Here is a 21,392-nt window from a genome sequence, read left to right as displayed (position 1 = left end):
AGCATCTATTTATTCGACAAGTTCTATATTGTTTTTTAATAAATTTAAAATATTAATAAAATTTTTATTAACTAAAACACGCTTTAAATCATCAAACAATCGATTGTCTTTCCATATATTTGCGCCATCTATTAACTAAAAAACTTAACAAACAAAATATGTGTGGAATTGTCGGATATATCGGACACAATCAAGCATATCCTTACCTAATTGGTGGTTTAAAAAAATTAGAATACCGAGGATATGACAGCGCAGGAATTGCACTTCACAAAATAAACGACCTTCAAATCGTTAAAAAAACTGGCAAAGTTGCGGCTCTAGAAGAGGCATTTGAATCACAAGATAAACAATCAACTTTAGGAATTGGACATACACGTTGGGCAACACATGGTATTCCATCCGATGCCAATTCACATCCGCATTATTCCAATTCAGGAAACCTTGCTTTAGTACATAATGGTATTATCGAAAATTATGCTTCTTTAAAAGAAGAATTACTACAAAAAGGCTATCATTTCAATAGCGAAACGGATTCAGAAGTTTTATTGAATTTCATCGAAGACATATATATAAATAACGAATGTTCACTTGAGGAAGCTATACGCATAGCGTTGAAAAGAGTTACTGGTGCCTATGTCATATTGATTTTGTCAAAAGAACATCCAGATACACTTTTTGCAGCTCGTAAAGGTAGTCCATTAGTTATTGGTATAGGCAAAGGTGAACATTTTCTAGGCTCGGACGCATCTCCAATGTTAGAGTACACAAAAGAGGTAGTCTATATAAATGATTATGAATTAGCGATTATCAATGCGGATCAACTTATTCTCAAGAATCTAGGAAATGAAACATTAACTCCTTATGTTCAAAAGTTGGATTTAGAATTGGCTGCTATTGAAAAAGGAGGTTATGAGCATTTCATGATTAAAGAAATCCATGAGCAACCACAAGCTATTTTTGATTCACTCCGTGGTCGATTAGATCCCGAAAACTTGTCAATCACACTTAGTGGATTAGATAAAATTAAAGATAAGCTCATCGCTGCTAGACGTGTTATTATTGTGGCATGTGGCACGAGTTGGCATGCAGGATTACTAGCGGAATATTGGATTGAAGAATTGTGTCGCGTGAATGTTGAAGTTGAATATGCTTCAGAATTCAGATACCGCAATCCCATTATCACTCCTGATGATGTCATTATAGCTATATCGCAAAGTGGTGAAACAGCAGATACTCTAGTAGCTTTAGAAAACGCAAAATCTCAAGGCGCTACAATTTTTGGCATTGTAAATGTTGTTGGATCGTCCATCGCACGTCTTTCTGACGCGGGAATTTATACGCATGCAGGACCCGAAATCGGTGTAGCTAGTACAAAAGCATTCTCTGCACAATTGACTGTATTGTTATTATTCGCACTAAAACTCGCTGAATTCAAGCAATCTGCTTCTGAAGAATTAAGAAAACAATTGGTGAAAGAACTTAGCGACGTACCAAATAAAGTACAGCATATTCTAGACAATACGATTGAAGGAATTAAAGAAATCGCTAAAAAATACCAACACGCCACAGATTTCCTATTTTTAGGAAGAGGTTACAACTTCCCTATCGCTTTAGAGGGCGCATTAAAACTCAAAGAAATTTCGTATATCCATGCAGAAGGTTATCCTGCTGCTGAGATGAAACATGGCCCAATTGCCCTGGTAGATGAGACTTTACCTGTGGTATTCGTAGCTACAAAAGATCGTGTACACGAGAAAATAGTGAGTAATATGCAAGAAATCAAAGCTCGTTCGGGTAAATTGATCTCGGTAGTAACAGAAGATGACCAACTTGCAATAAGCCTTTCTGATGAACACATCAAAATACCTGCAAGTCACGAAATGATTGCTCCAATTCTAGCTACTATACCATTACAGATTCTATCGTACTATGTAGGAATCGAGCGTCAAATAGATGTAGATAGACCTCGTAATTTAGCAAAATCAGTAACAGTGGAATAGAATGGGGAAAGTAAATAAACTACCATTAGATAAACTCGGCTACGATTGGACCAATGATGAAGAAACAAGAAGTTATTATCATCTAGCTTCCAATAGAAATAAAAAAAATAAGAAATATCGTAATTTATCAAATCAAGAGGTATCAACCTTAATTCAAAACCAAAATTATTCTCCCAATTGGGAGAATGTTTTGGTTACCGATCAATTCAATCCAGATCTTGTAAATAACTCAAAGTTTTACGGAAAAGTTTGCATAGGCAATTTATCACCATTTTACTTGGATTACAAAGACTTAAAACTTCCTACAGGAATATATAATAGTCAAATTATTAATTGCGAAATTGGTGACGACAATGCCATTCACCATGTACGCTACATGTCTAATTATATTACAGGAAACGAAGTTATCCTTTTGAATATAAACGACATGGAAACGAGCAAAAATGCAAAATTTGGAAATGGAATCATAAAAGAAGACGAATCCGAAGAAAAGAGAATTTGGATAGAGCTGTGTAACGAAAACGGAGGCAGACCGATTCTTCCATTTGATGGAATGCAGGCCACTGACGCCTACATTTGGACACGCAATCGTCACGATGCAGCACTACAGGATAAGCTCAAAGAAATAACAGAAGCTGCCTTTTCAAAAAAGGGAGGATATTACAGTGAGATCGGCAATCAAGTTGTGATTAAAAATAGCAACATGATTAACGATGTTATTATTGGTGATCACGCATATATCAAAGGTGTAAATAAGCTCAAAAATGTAACTATACATTCTACTGAAACAGCCATTACACAGATTGGTGAAGGTTGTGAAATCGTAAATGGTATTATCGGTTATGGGTGTCGCATTTTTTACGGCGTAAAAGCTGTTAGGTTTATCCTTTCTTCTTTTTCACAATTAAAATACGGTGCGCGATTAATTAACTCTTTTTTGGGTGACAACTCCACCATATCCTGTTGCGAGGTTTTAAATTCATTGTTATTTCCAGCACACGAACAGCATCACAATAACTCCTTTCTATGTGCAGCACTTATTATGGGGCAAAGCAACATGGCTGCTGGCGCCACAATTGGTTCTAATCACAATTCTCGTTCTGCCGATGGCGAAATAATTGCAAATCGAAGTTTCTGGCCAGGCCTTTGTGTAAGTTTAAAGCATAATTCCAAATTCGCTTCCTACTCGTTGATTGTAAAAGGAGATTTTTTACACGAATTAAATATTAAACTACCGTTTTCATTAATAAGCACTGATGTTCAAAATGACAGGTTAATAATTTTGCCGGGTTATTGGTTTTTGTACAATATGTACGCGGTAATGCGTAATTCGAAGAAATTTGTAGCGCGTGATAAACGTACAATGAAAAATCAACATTTAGAATACGACGTATTAGCGCCAGATACGATTAATGAAATGTTTGATTCTTTAGATATCATTGAAGAAGCTGTCGGAAAATCTATTTATCCAAATTGGACAAACTCAAAAATAGAGGGTAAAAAAGTTTTATTGGATAATCAAATTAAAATAAGCCAAGATATTTATCTCGAAAATGTAGAATGTTCGAAGCGTAAAGTCGTCTTGTTAAAACCGCGTGAAAGCTATAATCTTTTCAAAAAATTAATTCGTCACTACGCCGCTACACAAATATTAGATTACTTAGTTGATGAAAATGATGGGGCTATAGACATACTTAATAAACTTCAACAATATAAAGATATTGGAAGAAAACAATTTGAAAATATAGGTGGACAAATCGTTCCCAAAGAAGATTTAAAAATTCTGTTAGAAGACATCAAAGCCGACAAATTCAAAAACTGGCAAGAAATTCATCAGCAATATCATAAGTGGAGCGCAAATTACAATCAAGAAAAATTAGCACATGCACTAGCTTCATTAGCAGAAATTACGAAAACACCAATTGAAAATTGGGGTATCCAGTTTATCTCAAACTTAATAGAAGAAAGCATCGCTACACAACAATGGATATATACTGAAATCTATAATTCGCGCAAAAAAGATTACGAAAACCCATTCCGATCTATGGTATACGAAAACGAAGAAGAAATGAATGTTGTAATCGGAAGTCTAGAAGATAATGCCTTTATTAAATCTGAAAAAGAGGAATTAACAAAATTTGTAAATAAAGCAAATTCCTTTTTGTCGGTCTTATCTAATTCAACGGTTAATATATAAAGCAAAAACCCCTCATACGAGGGGTTTTCATTTTTAACCAAAACCTAATATAAAACTATTTTACTTCTATTAATCTTTTTGCAATAATTGCATCTTCTTTTTTGCCAATCGTTACTTTTAAGATACCATCTTCGTAGCTCGCATCGATATTGCTGTAATCAACAGTATCTGGTAACGTAAATGATCTTGTAAATGAATTATAGCTGAATTCTTTCTTGCTGTACAATTTACCTTCTGATGCATTTTCTTCTGATTTCTCTACAGAGATAGAAATAATATTTTTATCTACATTGATTTTGAAATCAGACTTTTGCAAACCCGGAGCTGCAAACTCAACTTCAAATGCTTTTTCTAACTCCGTAATGTTAACTGCTGGAATACGAGTTACTAAACGATCAGTAATGAAAGAATCATTAAATAAGTTGTCAAATACACTGTTTACAAATGGATTTACACCGTCTGTGTTAACTGCTTTAGTAGGGAACTTTAATAATGCCATTTTATAATCCTCCAATTTTAATTTTTATCTATTTTAATTTTATTCAATTATTTACACGAAGGAATATTCAACTTTTATACCAACCGCGTTTTCAAGACAAAAAGTCATAAGAGTATATTTTCAGATGACAAAGTGGCAATTTTTGTAAAATAAAAATGCCTTTTAGGGTTCTAAAAGGCATTTCTTAAACATATATTTATTATGAAGTTAATCTCTTTTATAAGCTAGCGAAACTAAGGAATTTGCTAAGTCGCCCCCAAAAGGCGGATTTACCTTGCGAATAGACACATTTACTTCTTGCGCAAAAGCATATTTTTTTAACACCAAATCCAAAATATCTTCCAAAGCAGATTCCAATAACTTGCGTTTAGGACGCATCACATCCACTAAAATTTGGTAAAGCTCCTCGTAATTGATGGTGTTTTTTAAATCCTCAGCATCCGAATTTTCAAAAGGAAAAAGTACTTCGAGGTTGATATAGAATTCATTGCCTATCACCTGCTCCTCCTCATAAAACCCTATTGGCGCATAGAAGCGCACATCCGTCAGGGCAACTTTTTGTGTAATCATAATTAAAAATAAGCATTTTTAGCCTTTTTCCTTATATTTATTCAATAAACTTAAACACATGAGAAACATTAACATTAAAAACATTCTAACACTTTCAATTTTCACACTCTCCATTCCTACCGCTTTATTTGCGCAGACTAAATTCCAACCACAAGACACGGAATTTTACGAACCCAAATCAAAAATTGTACATACCAGCCCGAATAAAGCGCCGAGTGATGCACTAATTCTTTTTGATGGCACAGATTTAATCCAATGGGAAAGTACCAAAACAAAAGGCGCAAATGCAACATGGACAATAAAAGATGGTGTGCTTACAGTAAAACCAGGAACTGGAGATATTCAGACCAAACAGCATTTTGAAGATTTTCAATTGCATGTGGAATGGAAAAGCCCCGAAGTCGTTAAAGGTGAAGGGCAAGGACGAGGTAACAGCGGTGTCTTTTTGCAAGGGAAATACGAGTTGCAAGTGTTGGACAACAACAATAATCATACTTACGTAAATGGTCAAGCTGCTTCTATTTATAAACAAAGACAGCCCTTAGTATCTGCCACAAAGGCTGCCGGAGAGTGGCATACATACGATATATTATATACTGCTCCGAGATTCAACAAAGATGGTGTGCTTATTAAGAAAGCAATAGTCACAGTATTACACAATGGCGTAGTAGTGCATTATAACACACAAATAGAAGGAACTACCGAATATATTGGTATGCCGAAAATGATTCCACACGGACCGGGACCTATTTCCTTACAAGACCATGGCGACTTGGTCAATTTCAGAAATATTTGGATTCGACCATTATAAAGAACAAAGACAATTTTGTTCCTGTGAATTAAATAGAAATCCATATTTTCGCGTCGACAACAATTTCATAAAATGAAAAAACTACTATTACTTTTTTTGTTAAGCAGTTCTACTGTTTACGCGCAGCGCAATTTCACGATTGACGAAGCTGTCTTTGGACCAAGTAAATTTGCACCCAAAACAGTATTTGGCGTGCAGTGGATGAAATCTACAGATACGTTCACGCATTTGGATGCCACATATCAGCAGTTGGTTTCGAGAACAGCAAAAGATAATTGGACTGAAAAAGTAATTGCTTCAACTGAAGAGTTGAAAACTGCCCTTGAGAAAGTTATTACGACAGATAAGTTTATTTTAGGCACTTTCCCTTATACTTATACTTGGATTGATAGCGATAACATTGCATTTGAATTAATAGCAGAGAAAAATCGTTACGACATTCATTACAATACGAAAAGTAAATCTGCGCAAATTGTAAAATCATCTCCAAAGGATTTAGTTGAAGCACAAGATGCACAATACACCGCTTATTTGGTCGGTAATAATATTGAGATTCTAACGACAGAAGGTCAAAAAATTCAAGTCACTAAAGATACAATTGATGGGATTGTCAATGGTAGCTCCAATACCCACCGTCAAGAATTTGGAATTCACAAAGGAATGTGGTGGTCACCAAACGGAAAGAGCTTATTGTACTACCGCAAGGACGAAACCATGGTCACCAAATACCCGCTCCCGCAATGGGATACGCGCGTAGCGACGAACAAAGATATACGCTATCCGATGGCGGGTATGAAATCGGAAGAAGTAACGTTAGTAGTTTTTAATACCGAAAGTAAAACGTATACCACATTAAAAACTGGCGAACCAAAAGAACAATATCTTACTTCGGTAACTTGGGATCCTAGCAATGAATTTGTCTATGTCGGTGTGTTGAACCGCGGTCAAGACCATTTGAAATTAAATCAGTACAATGTAGTTACAGGGGATTTCGTAAAAACACTTATTGAAGAAAAATCAACTACTTGGGTAGAACCGCAACATGAACTGACTTTCTTACCTAATAACAAAAGTCAATTTTTGTATCAAACAGACAAAGATGGCTACAATCAACTGTATTTATATGACACATCTGGTAAATTGATTAAACATCTTGGCTATCAAGATGTAATTGTAGAAAATTTCAAAGGCTTTGACACGAACGCCTCTAAATTGTATTATGTGGGCGCAAGTAATAACGGCTTGGAACGCCATCTATATGAAGTAGAAATTAAGTCTGGAAAGACGAAACAATTAACAACTTCTAAAGGTGTACACAATGCTTCAGTTAGCCCGACAGGAAATTATGTGATCGATCAATACAGCAATCTAAATACACCTTATACCTTACAAGTTATAACAACTAAAAATGGAAAGAGCAAATCGATCTATGAAGCCGAAAATCCATTCACAGGTGAAATTAACTTACCAAAAATAGAATTTAAAGAATTTTTGTCTCCTGACGGAAAAACTCCGTTGAATGCTCGCATCACCTACCCTACGAATTTTAATTCAACCAAGAAATATCCAGTAATGGTGTATTTGTATGGTGGTTCGCATGCACAGATGATTACAGACAGATGGCTAGGTGGTGTTGGTTATTTTGATTTGTACATGGCTCAGCAAGGCTATATAGTGTTTACATTGGATAACCGTGGTTCAGACGCTCGTGGTCGTGACTTTACGCGCGTTACACACAGACAATTAGGAGAAGCCGAAATGGCCGATCAACTTGTGGGATTTGATTATTTGAAATCACTCCCTTATGTAGACAAAGATAATATGGGAATTTTCGGGTGGAGTTATGGCGGATTTATGACTACATCGTTAATGACAAAACACAATACAACTTTCAAAGCTGGTGTAGCTGGCGGCCCAGTAATGGATTGGAAATATTACGAAGTTATGTATGGCGAGCGATACATGGATACACCGCAAGAAAATCCAGATGGCTACAAAAAAACTTCATTGCTAGACAAAGCAGATCAATTGAAAGGTAATCTTTTGATTATTCATGGTGCACAAGACCCTGTTGTGGTGCAACAGCACAGTATGGATTTTGTCGAGCAATGCATTAAAAAAGGAATACAAGTAGACTATTTCTTATATCCTTCGCATGAACATAATGTTCGAGGCAAAGATAGAGTTCATATGTACGATAAGATTGCGAAATATTTTGATTTGCATTTGAAAAAACAAATGTAATTAGCCTTACAAATTTTGTAAGGCTAATATATTTTAAGACGTTTCTTTGACAATAAATAATCACAATAATTTAAGGATTTTAAAAATAAAATATATAACTTTACACTCCGACAAAGCAGTCGGAATTCTCTTCCAATCAAAGGTATTTCTACCGCTTTTTCACAAACAACAAATAGTAATTTAAACTTTTTGATTTAATAAATAATGCCAAGAAACACCTCCATTAACTCCGTTTTAATCATAGGTTCTGGTCCTATTGTTATCGGACAAGCGTGTGAATTTGATTACTCAGGATCTCAAGCTGCACTATCTTTGAAAGAAGAAGGCATCAAGGTTTCGATAATCAACTCTAACCCTGCAACTATAATGACTGACCCAGTTGTTGCAGACAACGTTTATTTATTACCACTTACTTGCGAAAGTATTGAGCAAATTCTTCAGGAAAAACAAATCGATGCGGTATTACCTACTATGGGTGGTCAGACAGCGTTAAACTTGTGTATTGAGGCATCAGAGCGCGGAATTTGGGAAAAGTATAACGTTCAGGTTATTGGTGTTGATGTAGCAGCAATCGAAAAAACGGAAAACCGTGAAGAATTCCGTCAATTAATGATTGATATCGGTGTAGGTGTTGCGCCTTCAAAAATCGCTAACTCATTCTTAGAAGGTAAAGAAGCTGCGCAAGAAATCGGATTTCCTTTAGTAATTCGTCCTTCGTACACATTAGCTGGTACTGGTGGTGGTTTCGTACACAAGAAAGAAGACTTTGATGCGGCATTAAACCGTGGTCTTCATGCCTCTCCTACGCACGAAGTATTGGTAGAGCAAGCTGTATTAGGTTGGAAAGAATTCGAATTGGAGTTATTGCGTGACAAAAATGATAACGTAATCATCATCTGTACAATCGAAAACTTTGACCCAATGGGTATCCACACAGGAGACTCGATTACAGTAGCACCAGGAATGACATTGTCGGACAAATGTTACCAAGATATGCGTAACCAAGCGATCAAGATGATGCGCTCGATCGGTAATTTCGCGGGTGGTTGTAACGTACAATTCTCAGTGAATCCAGAAAACGAAGATATCATCGCGATTGAGATTAATCCACGTGTATCTCGTTCTTCAGCGTTAGCATCTAAAGCTACAGGTTACCCAATTGCGAAAATCGCTGCTAAATTGGCTATCGGTTACAACTTGGATGAGTTGCAAAACCAAATTACAAAAACTACTTCTGCATATTTCGAACCTACATTAGACTACGTAATTGTAAAAGTTCCTCGTTTCAACTTTGATAAATTCAAAGGCGCAAACAAAGAATTAGGTCTTCAGATGAAGGCTGTAGGTGAAGTAATGGCAATCGGTCGTACCTTCATCGAGGCATTGCAAAAAGCGGCTCAATCACTAGAAACAGGTCGTGCTGGTCTAGGTGCTGATGGTCGTCAATTACGCAATTTAGAAGAGATTATGCACAGCTTAGAGCATCCTAGTGCAGATCGTCTTTTCCATATCAAAGATGCTTTCGAATTAGGTGTTCCTTTGGAATCTATCCGTAAAGCAACTAACATCGACAAATGGTACTTACTTCAGATTCAAGAATTGGTTCAATTAGAAACTGAATTAAAAAGATACCAATTATCAAATATTCCAAGTGATTTCTTCATGACCTTGAAACAAAAAGGCTATTCAGATTTACAAATCTCATGGTTGTTAGGTAATGTAACAGAAGATCAAGTTTACGATCGTCGTAAAGAATTAGGCATTAGCCGTGTGTACAAAATGGTAGATACGTGTGCGGCAGAATTCCCAGCACAAACGCCATACTACTACTCTACTTTCGAAGAAGAAAACGAATCAATCTCTTCTGATAAGAAAAAAATCATCGTATTGGGTTCAGGACCTAACCGTATCGGTCAAGGTATCGAATTCGACTACTCATGCGTACACGGTTTATTAGCAGCTAAAGAATGTGGCTACGAAGCCATTATGGTAAACTGTAACCCAGAGACTGTTTCTACAGACTTCAACATGGCAGATAAATTATACTTCGAGCCTGTTTTCTGGGAGCACGTACGTGAGATTATCGAGTTAGAGAAACCGGTAGGTGTTATCGTACAGTTAGGAGGTCAGACAGCACTTAAAATGGCGGACAGACTAGAAGCCTTAGGTGTGAAAATCATCGGAACTTCATTCGGTAATATGGACTTAGCTGAAGATCGTGGTAGCTTCTCTGATTTATTGAAAGAATTAGAAATTCCTTATCCGAAATACGGTGTAGCGACTTCAGCAGAAGAAGCTATCAAAGTTGCAAACGAAGTGGGTTACCCAGTATTGGTTCGTCCTTCGTACGTATTAGGTGGTCAAGGTATGAGCATCGTTATCAACGACGAAGACTTGGAAAAGGCAGTTGTAAACTTGCTTAAAAACCTTCCAGGAAACCAAATTTTAATTGACCATTTCTTAGACAGAGCGGAAGAAGCGGAATCGGATTCAATATGTGATGGCGAAGATGTACATATCATCGGTATGATGGAGCACATCGAGCCTGCAGGTATCCACTCTGGAGACTCTTACGCGGTATTACCTCCATTTAGTTTATCACAAAATGTACAAGCTAAGATGGAAGAATATTCTATCAAATTAGCAAAAGCATTAGATGTAAAAGGATTATTGAATATTCAATTTGCTATCAAAGGTGAAAATGTATACGTAATCGAGGCTAACCCTCGTGCATCACGTACCGTTCCTTTCATCGCGAAAGCATACGATGTTCCTTATATCAATATCGCTACTAAAGTCATGTTGGGTGAGAACAAATTGAAAGATTTCACTATCGAGCGTAAGTTAACAGGATGGGCAATTAAAGAACCGGTATTCTCGTTCTCTAAATTCCCTGAAGTAGACAAACAATTAGGTCCTGAAATGAAATCTACTGGTGAAGCGATCCGCTTTATCAAAGATTTGCAAGATCCTTACTTTAGAGAATTGGTATCTAAAAAATCAATGTTCTTGAACGCACAGTAAGCAAACAAGAAATATTATAAAGGAACTCCCTCGCAAGCAATTGTAAGGGAGTTTTTTTATATTGACACTAATGGATATACATTACACATTTTTATTTACAAAAAAATATACTAAACTGAATATACAATAATGTTAGGTATAACTTTTTTAAATAATAAGTATAAAATAACAAACAATGAGTGATTATAGCGTATCAATAGTTCCTCAGCAATCTTCTTATCCCGATAACAAAGATAAGGCAAAAGAAATTTTGAATTGGTTAATATCAGAAGACATTATTAAATCATCACTTACTGATTGTGTACTAGGTCCTGAAATTGGATATGCAATATCAGAAGGTGCAAAAAAAATTTCAGATAACATTGAAGAACTACCGTTTAACATCACTACAAATGGACTTGATGTAATAACCTCTAGGCAAATATTGCACACAGGAATAAATGGTATGGATGAGTGTATATGTCCAAACTGCAAAGGAAATATTGTAAATGATGATTGGGATTTTCTGGATGAATGGTTTGATCAAAAAAGCGATAATTTAACCTGTACCCAATGCGCACAGGAAAATGAAATAAACAAATATAGTTTTACACCTCAATGGGGATTCAGCAATCTAGGGTTTACTTTTTGGAATTGGGGTGAATTTAAAAATGACTTTATCGAAGAGTTTCAAAGACGGTTAGGGACATATGTCTATATTGTTCACTCACATATTTAATAATATTTTACATTAAATTTAAGTTTCTTTGATGTTTATAACAGTATCATTTGTTTTATCATTTATTAAGCGGTTTTAATCCCAAATATCATAAGAGTAAAAAGTATTCAATAACAAGAAAATATTAGGGAATTTTTGTTATTAATTAACATAACTTCAACTAATCATTTATTTTCATAAATTAAAGATTATTTACTCATACTATTGGGAATACACCCTAAATTAATCCCCAAAAGAATATAAAATGGATTATTTGTACAAGACCAGTGAATTACAATTTATAAGGTATTTAAAAGAACATCAAATTCATAAAATCTGGTGGGACTTTACGACATATATTTTTGACTATGGAGATTTCTATTTTCAAATCGAAAGTGTCTCAGCAATTGCAGATACTCCGAATGAATCTGACGAAGCTATCATCGGTCAATTCACTAAACATCTTGTAGCCTTTGTTCCTAGTGAACATACAAGACTAGTATGTCAAGACAAAAAAATAGAAGAATTATATATAGTACGCATATTTCTTTATTTCACAAATTTGAGACAATTCACTAAGACTGAACAATTATTGAGGCGTGTGAAACAAAAGTTAAGGGTTATGGCATCTGGAAAAAAAGATCCTATCGGAGATATTACTTCAAAGACAACAGGTGTTCATAAAGAAATAACGTGTCATCCTAAATTAAAAGACATAATAAATATAGACACTAAATATTCTAATATTATTGACTGTGGAATACTTATAAAAATTGACGGAAAGTATTTGAAAGCATTTGTTCAAAGCAATTCTTTTGGATTTGTTATTTGGGATGATGAATATTTTTATAATGAAGATTTAATAAAGGACCTTAGTGAAGAATTTGAGTTAATAAAAATTTTAATGATGTCATTTTAGAAGTAGTTGATTATTTATAGCTTTATATATCCTTCACACAACGAAATCCCACATTATTAGTTGGGCTATTGATTTCGCCTTTGCCTCTACCGCCTGCTTTATAGCGTTCGCAATAACTGTCTACACACAGAAAAGAACCGCCACGCTGTACGCGTTTGACTAAGCCTGGCTCTTGTGGATCGTGCGAATCCGATGGTCCTTTTGGATTTACTTTGGTCGCATTGGTATCGTATCCCGAACGATAATAATCCGAACACCATTCCCATACATTTCCGACCATATCGTATAGCCCAAGTGCATTAGCAGGAAAAGATTTGACAGGCGCTGCACCAGCGAAACCATCTAGTTTAGCATTATTTTTCGGAAAAGCACCTTGATAGGTATTCGCCATCCATTTGCCATCTTTTTTCAACTCCTTACCCCAATAATAATCTTCATTTGTATGACTATTTGCTTTTGCGGCTAATTCCCATTCCGCTTCGGTTGGCAAACGTTTTCCAGCCCATCTTGCGTATGCTTCTGCGTCTTCGTAGGCAATATGCACTACAGGATGATTTTCTATTCCTTTTATACTGCTTTTAGGTCCTTCTGGATGTTTCCAACTTGCACCTTTGACATATTCCCACCAAGATAATGGATTTTCTAAATCATGCGCCTCTAGATTTCCCACAAAAACTGCTGAACCTGCAACCAACATTGCTGGATCTACACCTGGAAAATCTTTTGGATCTAAAGGTCTTTCGGCGACTGTAACATAGTTTGTTTCCTTTACAAATTGTGCAAACTGCGCATTCGTAACTTCATGTTCATCCATGTAAAATGAACTTACTTCGACTTCATGTTTAGGCTTAGCATCTTCAAAATAATCCGATCCCAACGAAAACTTTCCCCCTTCTATTAAAATCATACGCACCGAATCCTTGCCCATAATGTTTTTTTCTGCTATTCCTTTAGTATGACGACTTGGAATAGTTTCCATCGCACATGTAACATCTGTTTTAGTGGAAGATTCCTTTTTATCCGTAGGCTGCTGACACGAAAAAACTAATAGTAGAAAAGCTAAACTGCAATATTTCATTGGAACAGGTTTTTAATTCACTAAAATATAAAAAGGCTTCAAGATTCTACTCTTGAAGCCTAAATATTAAATCATCTACCAAATTTTTTACACACTAAGTTGATTGCCTTTGGCGTCTTTTTTCGGACGAATTCCTGTGTTACCACCACCTTTTAATGTTAACTCCACAGGTTTGTTGGAAATCCATGTTCCTTGTGTAAAGTCTGGGAATTCTACAGTTTTACCTTTTTTCGTTGATTCTACGCTTAATGGTACAATTGCAGACCATGCAGCCGCATCGTAAACGTCTTGATCTAATGCTAAACCATTACGTAAACAGTCTACCAATCTCCAATCCATCATAAAGTCCATACCACCGTGACCACCAACTTTCTTCGCTTGCTCACCGATGAATTTTACGATCTCTGGTGTATATTGCTCACGCAATTTGTTCATATCTTCTTCTGGAAGGAAGTCATGACCATTTTTGTGTGATTTTAAACTGATACCAATTTTAGGGTATTTCTCACAGAAACCTTTCGTACCACTCAACATATGAATACGTGAATATGGACGAGGTGAAGTCACATCATGCTGAATCATGATTGTTTTACCTTTTTGTGTACGAATCAATGTCGTGTGCATATTTCCACGGAACTGCGCACCTACAAATTGACCATATGTAGAAGGATCTTCCTTCGCTAAACGTTTAGCCTCTTCACCCATTTGGAAATCATTCGAAGCCACGTTGACTAATGAAGTCATCACGTCACCACGATTTACATTTAGACATTGTGCTACTGGACCAATACCGTGCGTTGGGTACAAGTTACCATTGAAACGAATGTTTTCTTTTAATCTCCAGAAATCATCGTAATATGTTTTACTGAAATTTAAATCTAATAAGTCGTGGATGTAAGCACCTTCTGCGTGAATCAATTCACCGAAAACACCAGCTCTTGCCATGCCTAAAGTTTGCAATTCGAAGAAATCGTAACAGCAGTTTTCTAACATCATACAATGTTTCTTCGTCTCTTCAGACACGCGAACCACTTTCCAACAATCTTCTACTGTCAAACCAATAGGCACCTCACAACCTACGTGTGCACCAGCTTTCATACCTTCGATACTCATCTCCGTATGGTAATCCCACGGTGTACAGATGTACAATAAATCGATTTTCACAGATTTCAACATATCTCTCCAACCATCCTCTCCCGAGAATGCAGCAGGTTTTTTCAATCCACGCTGTGTTACCGTATTCTGATGTTTGGTTACTCTATCGGCATGCTTATCACATAATGCTACGATTTCCGCACCTTCGATATATGTAAATCTATCTACAGCACCAGATCCTCTATTACCTAACCCTACGAAAGCAACACGTACTTTATCGATCTTTGGGGCAGCATATCCTGACATATTGAATCTTGGCGCAGGAGCCGCTTGCACATGCAAAGATGGCAACGTAATAGCTGTAGCGGATAGTAATGATGCTTTTTTGAGAAAATCTCTTCTATTTGTACTCATACAATTTTGATTTATAAATCTTTGTCTTAAATCAAAGGGGCGTAAAGCCCCTTCAAAAATCACCTATATTAAAACAAACTAAACAGTCAATAACAAGAAAACCAATGTGTTAATCTTCTTAGGTCTTCATGGGTTAACGATAATGTTCTTCGTATTATCTTTAACAATTATAATCGATAATTATCAGATTATAAAATGATTCGCAAACGCAAACGTTTGTCCAATTTTACGAATTCGATTGTCTATTTCGTTTGTTACAATTCGATTTTACCAATTAATTCCATCAATAAAGTCTCTGATAACTTTGCTTGAGTTTTTGCAGAATTAAATCGAGAAGCCGCATTTATAAAATTCTCTTGTGCATCGCGGAATTCGACAGCACTCAATGTTCCAATTTTGTATTTATCTAAAGTAATATTCATATTCTGACGCGCGATTTGCTCATTCTTCTCCTCCAATTTTACCAATTCCAAATTGGTTTTGTAAACATTGAAAGCTTGCGCGATTTCGGATTCTATTTGCTGATTGATTTGACTCAGTTGCAAATCCGCATTTTCAATGCGAATCTTAGCGATACGTTCGTTTCTTCTCTGATTAAAACCGTCAAATATATTGACCGAAGCCGTAATGCCATAGGTAAGACCACGAGAACGTGATTCGGCAACGAAACCCAAACTTGATTCAGATTCACTAAAATTATACCCTCCATTCAATCGTACCGTGGGATAACGATTTGCCTTAACAGTTTTTTCTTCCAATTCGGCTAATCTTCTATTTATGCTTATTAAAATCAAATCGGGGTTAGTAGATTTTGACTGTTCTAATAAATTGCCAAGTGTAAGAGTCTCGTCAATCGCGACTTCTCGAATAACCTGAAAGTCTTGTTGCAAATCTCTCGCTAGCAAAGTATTCAACGTAATTTTAAGATTCTTTACTACATTTTCTTGTTTAATGCGGTTCGATTCGTCTGTATTCAGATTTACCTGAACATTTAATACTTCCAAACGCGAAGCTTTTCCTATGGAAAATCTATTTTCGGCAGTACGTAATCTTTCTTGCGAAATCACAATACTGGAATCAATAGCAGACAACAAATTTTGCTGTTCGACAATGGTATAATAAGTAGACATCACATCCGAAATACGTGTCACCACCGAACGTTGCAATTCGGCTTCACCTTGTTTTTGTAACTCTTTCAGTGTCTCATAACGGGAAAACATCCCCAATCCGTCAAATACAGTCCAGCCCACACTAATTCCATAATTGAGACTGTTATTCTTCGCATTGTCTAAAGCTCTGACATCACCATTCGCTTGCGTCTGATTGGAGTTGGAAAGACTATTATTTTGGTTGAAATTTCCAGTTACAGTTGGCAACATGCCTGCATTTCCAGGCGTAACATTCTCTTGTGCGACTCTCAAATTATTCTGAAATAATTTGATATCGTAATTATTTTCTAACGCGATGGCTATGGCATCTTTGACCGTAAGCAACTCTTGTGCTTGACTTAGATGCCCACACAGCAACATACATATTGCAATTCTAATCACCCTTCTCATACTAATCTTCTAAATTATCAAACTCTGGTCTGTGTTTTCTTTCACGGGACATCATCAGGTAGAACGCGGGTATTACAAAAAGTGTCAAAATCAACGAAAACATTGTCCCCCCCACAATGACAACACCCATACCCATACGACTCGTAGAGGCAGCACCCAATGACAAAGCAATAGGAAGTGCTCCAAATGCAATAGCCAAGGATGTCATTAAAATAGGCCTTAATCTGGATTCAGCAGCTTCGACGACGGCAGTATATTTATCCATACCTTGCTCGCGCAATTGATTCGCAAATTCTACAATCAAAATTCCGTTTTTAGTTACTAATCCAATCAACATGATTGTTCCGATTTGGCTAAAAATATTCCATGTTTGGCCAAAAAGCCATAATGAAAATAGAGCTCCAGCTACGGCTAATGGAACTGTAATAATTATAATAATTGGATCGGTGAAACTTTCAAATTGTGCTGCTAAAATTAAGAATATCAATAAAACAGCAAGACCAAACGCGAACATCGTATTGGAACCACTCTCCACAAAATCTCGAGACTCTCCTCCCAAATCCGTCGTAAAAGTTTCATCCAACACTTTCTCGCGTATGCGCTCCATTGCTTCAATACCTTCGCCCATACTTCTGCCCGGTGCTAATCCTGCCGATACTGTTGCAGACATATAGCGGTTGTTGTGATACAATTGTGGTGGACTACTGCGCTCTTCCAATTCGACAATATTACTCAGTTGAATCAACTCACCTTTGTTACTCTTCACGTACATAGCAGCCAAATCATTGGGTGTCGCCCGATCTTTACGATCAAATTGTCCCATGACTTGATATTGTTTACCATTCATCATAAAGTAACCAAAACGCTGTCCTGAAAGTGACATTTGCAATGTCTGTGCGACATCCAACACAGATACGCCTAAAGACTGTGCCTTTTCTCTGTCAATCGTAACATAAATTTCAGGTTTGTTGAATTTCAAATTCACATCTGTGATAGAGAAAGTCGGATCGTGAGACAATTCCTCCATAAAAAGCGGAATTTTTTCTTCCAACTGTTGAAAGTTTTGAGCTTGTATAATGTATTGAATTGGCAAACCACCTCGTCTATTTACAGAAATAGTTGGTTGTTGGGATACCGCAACCCGTGCTTCAGAAAACTTACGCGTCAATTTCGATAAGTCATTTGCAATCTCTTCTTGCGAACGTGTTCTATCTTCAGGATTTACCAATCCTAAACGGACCATCCCGCTATTTACCGAAGCCGAACCAAAACCAGGTGAAGTAATCACCAAACTAACTTTCTTTTCAGGAACAGAATCATTTATCAGCATGGTCAAGTCCGTCATAAACTTATCCATGTAATCGTACGATACGCCCTCTGGCGCAGTCACGCGTAAACTCAAATAACTACGGTCATCATAAGGCGCCGTTTCTTTGGGTAAAAGTTGGAAGAATAAATAAATTAATCCAAAACAAGCAACTAGAATTGCGAAACTTAGCCATTTGAATTTTAAAAATCCTTTGAGAGAGTTGGCGTATTCGGTGTTCATTGCCACAAAATACTTTTCTGTACGTTCGTAGAATTTACTTTTCTTCTGTTCACCACCTTTCATCAAATAGGCATTCAACATAGGTGTCAGCGTGAGGGCAACAAAAGCAGATATCAATACCGCAGCACCGATGACTATTCCGAATTCTCGAAATAAACTTCCCACAAATCCTTCTAAAAATATTACAGGTAGAAAAACCGCAGCTAAAGTAACCGAAATGGATATTACGGCAAAAAAGATTTCATTGGAACCTTTGATCGCAGCTTCAATTGGAGACATTCCCTCTTCGACCTTTTTGAAAATATTTTCTGTGACCACAATACCGTCATCCACGACCAAACCTGTAGCCAATACAATTGCCAGTAAGGTCAAAACATTGATAGAGAAACCACACAAATACATGATGAAAAATGTAGCAATCAAGGATACCGGAATATCAATCAATGGACGGAATGCGATAGACCAATTACGGAAGAATATGTAGATAATGAGTACAACCAATATTACGGCTATAATTAAGGTTTCAACCACTTCCAACACCGATTTCTTCACAAATTGAGTATTGTCAATAGCGATATTCATTTCATATCCTTCGGGAAGGTCGGATTGCATTTTGTCAAATTCTGTGTAGAAGCTGTTTGCAATTTCTAGGTAATTGGTTCCGGGTTGTGGTATAATATTTAAACTCACCATCGGGAATCCCGAATCCGACATTTTGGTTTCGAAATTTTCAGCTTCCAATGCCGCAGTTCCAATATCGCCTAAACGCACTACCCTAGTTTGATCCGCACGAATTATGATATCATTAAATTGTTCTTCGGTCGAAAGATTTCCTATTGTTTTAACCGTCAATTCCGTATTCGCTCCCGTCAACTTTCCGGATGGCAATTCCACGTTTTGACTATTCAACGCATTACGTACATCCATCACCGTCAAGCCATAAGAAGCTAATTTATTTGGGTCAATCCAAAGACGCATGGCATATTTTCGCAATCCCCATATTTGAACGGAACTAACGCCTGGGATAGTTTGTAAACGTTGTGAAATAACATTTTCGGCATAATCAGAAAGTTCCAACACATTGTGCGTACGACTTTGCAGCGTCATCGAGATAATGGGTTCGGAATCTGCGTCGGCTTTTGAAACGACAGGTGCGGCATCGATATCTTGTGGCAAACTGCGCATCGCTTGTGATACCTTGTCACGCACATCATTTGCTGCAGCCTCCAAATCTTTATTGAGGTTAAACTCAATATTGATATTACTCGAACCTTGCGAACTCGTAGAAGTAATGTTTCGAATACCATCAATGGAGTTAATCGCTTTTTCTAAAGGCTCTGTAATTTGTGATTCAATAATATCTGGATTCGCGCCGGCATAACTGGTGCGTACCGAAATCTGTGCCGGATCAATGGATGGAAACTCACGTACACCTAAGAAAGTATAGCCGATGATTCCAAACAAGATCAACATCAAGTTCATGACAATGGTCAGAACCGGACGTTTTATACTCAGGGTGGATAAACTCATTTTCTATAGATTAACGTAAAATAACTTGAACTGGAGAGCCATCACGCAACGACATCACGCCTGAAGTCAAAATGGTATCTCCTTCGACCAAACCTTTTGTGATTAACACATCGGCATCTGTACGGCCACCAGTTTCTACAATAACTTCTTTGGCTTTGCCTTCACGTAATACAAAAATTTTCTTTCCGTTTTGGATTGGAATTAATGCTTCAGCTGGAACCAATAAACCATTATCCACCGTTTCAAGTGGAAAGGTCACATTAGCAAATACGCCAGGAATAAGTTTGTTGCTGCTATTTTTGCTGATGGCTTTCACTAGAAGTGTACGTGTATTCGCTTCAATCACAGGCTCAATGGCATAAACAGCAGCTGTGAATTTCTGTTCATCACCTTGAATGGAGAATTCTACTTGACTTCCCTTATTCACCATATAGGCATAACGTTCGGGAACGGAGAATAGCAATTTTACCTGTGCTGTATTTGCCAGATTAGCAATAACAGTAGCAGGTGTGATGTAGCTCCCTTTTGAAATATTGCGTAAACCAATTTTTCCTGAGAATGGCGCACGAACTAAGGTTCTGCTTAATTGTGCATTTATTAATTGTATTTGGGATTCAGAAGTGCGGAAATCTGCTGATGCAATGTCATATTCTTCCTGACTAATCGCTTCTTTTTCTAAAAGTAGTTTGGCTCTTCGTGCGTTTTCACCTGCTAACTCCGAGCGTGTTTTTGCTTGAGCCAACTGTGCGCGTAATTCGGCATCATTTATTTTAAGTAGTACTTGTCCAGCGGACACTTGACTTCCTTCTTGAAAATTCAAATTCTCGACTATTCCAGACACTTCAGCATGTAATTCAACTACCTCATTTGCTTCTATGGAGCCACTCAAAGATAAGTAATCCGCAAAGGGTTGTCCTTCAACTACTCGCCCGTAAACTTTATTTCCCCCCCCTGCGCGGTTAGCTCCCCCAGCTGATTTATTGGCTTCTTCTTTTTTGGTATTGGTAATGATACGATATGTCACCAATCCCACCACGATTAACAATCCAATGCTCAAAAATATAATGGCTTTTTTACTCATAACCTGAATTCGATTATTAATTCTATTTAAAATTGCAATCATGGTGGTAAATGTTTATATTTAAGTATCTGAAATTCAAATATTTAACAATACACCAGACCATGATTACATACGATAAAGTTACC

14 protein-coding genes are annotated in these 21,392 nt (G+C 36.8%); 7 read left to right on the top strand and 7 right to left on the bottom strand.

Annotation, left to right across the window (positions count from 1 at the left end):
• Positions 1-158 precede the first annotated feature (158 nt).
• Both glmS and FLS47_RS13735 read left to right on the top strand, forming a co-directional pair.
• Positions 159-2,000 carry a glutamine--fructose-6-phosphate transaminase (isomerizing) gene (glmS, locus tag FLS47_RS13740; RefSeq protein ID WP_149914934.1) on the top strand — a complete coding sequence of 614 codons (1,842 nt, stop codon included), beginning with the start codon at positions 159-161 and terminating at the stop codon, positions 1,998-2,000.
• 1 nt (position 2,001) lies between these two features.
• Positions 2,002-4,197 carry a DUF4954 family protein gene (locus FLS47_RS13735; RefSeq protein WP_149914933.1) on the top strand — a complete coding sequence of 732 codons (2,196 nt, stop codon included), beginning with the start codon at positions 2,002-2,004 and terminating at the stop codon, positions 4,195-4,197.
• 55 nt (positions 4,198-4,252) lie between these two features.
• Here FLS47_RS13735 and FLS47_RS13730 read toward each other — a convergent pair whose 3' ends face one another.
• Both FLS47_RS13730 and folB read right to left on the bottom strand, forming a co-directional pair.
• Positions 4,253-4,696, bottom strand: a complete 444-nt coding sequence (locus FLS47_RS13730; protein ID WP_149914932.1) for an Hsp20/alpha crystallin family protein — start codon at positions 4,694-4,696, stop codon at positions 4,253-4,255.
• A gap of 207 nt (positions 4,697-4,903) precedes the next feature.
• Complete coding sequence (gene folB / locus FLS47_RS13725) at positions 4,904-5,266, bottom strand: dihydroneopterin aldolase (protein WP_149914931.1); 363 nt, start codon at positions 5,264-5,266, stop codon at positions 4,904-4,906.
• A 58-nt stretch (positions 5,267-5,324) separates the two neighbouring features.
• Between folB and FLS47_RS13720 the strand changes: the two genes are divergently transcribed.
• The 5 genes from FLS47_RS13720 to FLS47_RS13700 all read left to right on the top strand — a co-directional run bounded on the left by FLS47_RS13720 (position 5,325) and on the right by FLS47_RS13700 (position 12,961).
• Positions 5,325-6,077, top strand: a complete 753-nt coding sequence (locus tag FLS47_RS13720; protein ID WP_149914930.1) for a 3-keto-disaccharide hydrolase — start codon at positions 5,325-5,327, stop codon at positions 6,075-6,077.
• Positions 6,078-6,149: 72 nt separating this feature from the next.
• Positions 6,150-8,321: a S9 family peptidase gene (locus FLS47_RS13715; RefSeq protein ID WP_149914929.1), complete on the top strand. Its 2,172-nt coding sequence runs from the start codon at positions 6,150-6,152 to the stop codon at positions 8,319-8,321.
• A gap of 204 nt (positions 8,322-8,525) precedes the next feature.
• Entirely contained in the window at positions 8,526-11,345 is a 2,820-nt protein-coding gene (gene carB, locus FLS47_RS13710; RefSeq protein ID WP_149914928.1) for a carbamoyl-phosphate synthase large subunit, read from the top strand.
• A gap of 175 nt (positions 11,346-11,520) precedes the next feature.
• On the top strand, positions 11,521-12,063 hold the full coding sequence (locus FLS47_RS13705; RefSeq protein ID WP_149914927.1) for a sugar ABC transporter ATPase: 543 nt from the start codon (positions 11,521-11,523) through the stop codon (positions 12,061-12,063).
• 244 nt (positions 12,064-12,307) lie between these two features.
• The gene (locus FLS47_RS13700; protein ID WP_149914926.1) at positions 12,308-12,961 is read left to right on the top strand and encodes a hypothetical protein; all 654 of its coding nucleotides are present in this window, start codon (positions 12,308-12,310) and stop codon (positions 12,959-12,961) included.
• Positions 12,962-12,983: 22 nt separating this feature from the next.
• Here the strand turns inward: FLS47_RS13700 and FLS47_RS13695 are convergent, their stop codons facing one another.
• From FLS47_RS13695 to FLS47_RS13675, 5 genes are all read right to left on the bottom strand, one after another.
• Entirely contained in the window at positions 12,984-14,039 is a 1,056-nt protein-coding gene (locus tag FLS47_RS13695) for a formylglycine-generating enzyme family protein (RefSeq protein ID WP_149914925.1), read from the bottom strand.
• Between the two features lie 87 nt (positions 14,040-14,126).
• A complete protein-coding gene (locus tag FLS47_RS13690; protein WP_149914924.1) occupies positions 14,127-15,548 on the bottom strand; it encodes a Gfo/Idh/MocA family protein in 1,422 nt (473 codons plus the stop codon).
• 254 nt (positions 15,549-15,802) lie between these two features.
• Positions 15,803-17,107, bottom strand: coding sequence for a TolC family protein (locus tag FLS47_RS13685; protein ID WP_188347436.1), 1,305 nt, complete (start codon positions 17,105-17,107; stop codon positions 15,803-15,805).
• Position 17,108: 1 nt separating this feature from the next.
• Complete coding sequence (locus FLS47_RS13680; RefSeq protein ID WP_149914922.1) at positions 17,109-20,186, bottom strand: efflux RND transporter permease subunit; 3,078 nt, start codon at positions 20,184-20,186, stop codon at positions 17,109-17,111.
• A gap of 10 nt (positions 20,187-20,196) precedes the next feature.
• Positions 20,197-21,309 carry an efflux RND transporter periplasmic adaptor subunit gene (locus FLS47_RS13675; protein ID WP_223225289.1) on the bottom strand — a complete coding sequence of 371 codons (1,113 nt, stop codon included), beginning with the start codon at positions 21,307-21,309 and terminating at the stop codon, positions 20,197-20,199.
• Positions 21,310-21,392 lie beyond the last annotated feature (83 nt).

This window comes from Sphingobacterium cavernae (assembly GCF_008520265.1).
Classification (GTDB): Bacteria; Bacteroidota; Bacteroidia; order Sphingobacteriales; family Sphingobacteriaceae; genus Sphingobacterium; species Sphingobacterium cavernae.
This window is presented reverse-complemented; position numbering and strand designations above follow the sequence as displayed.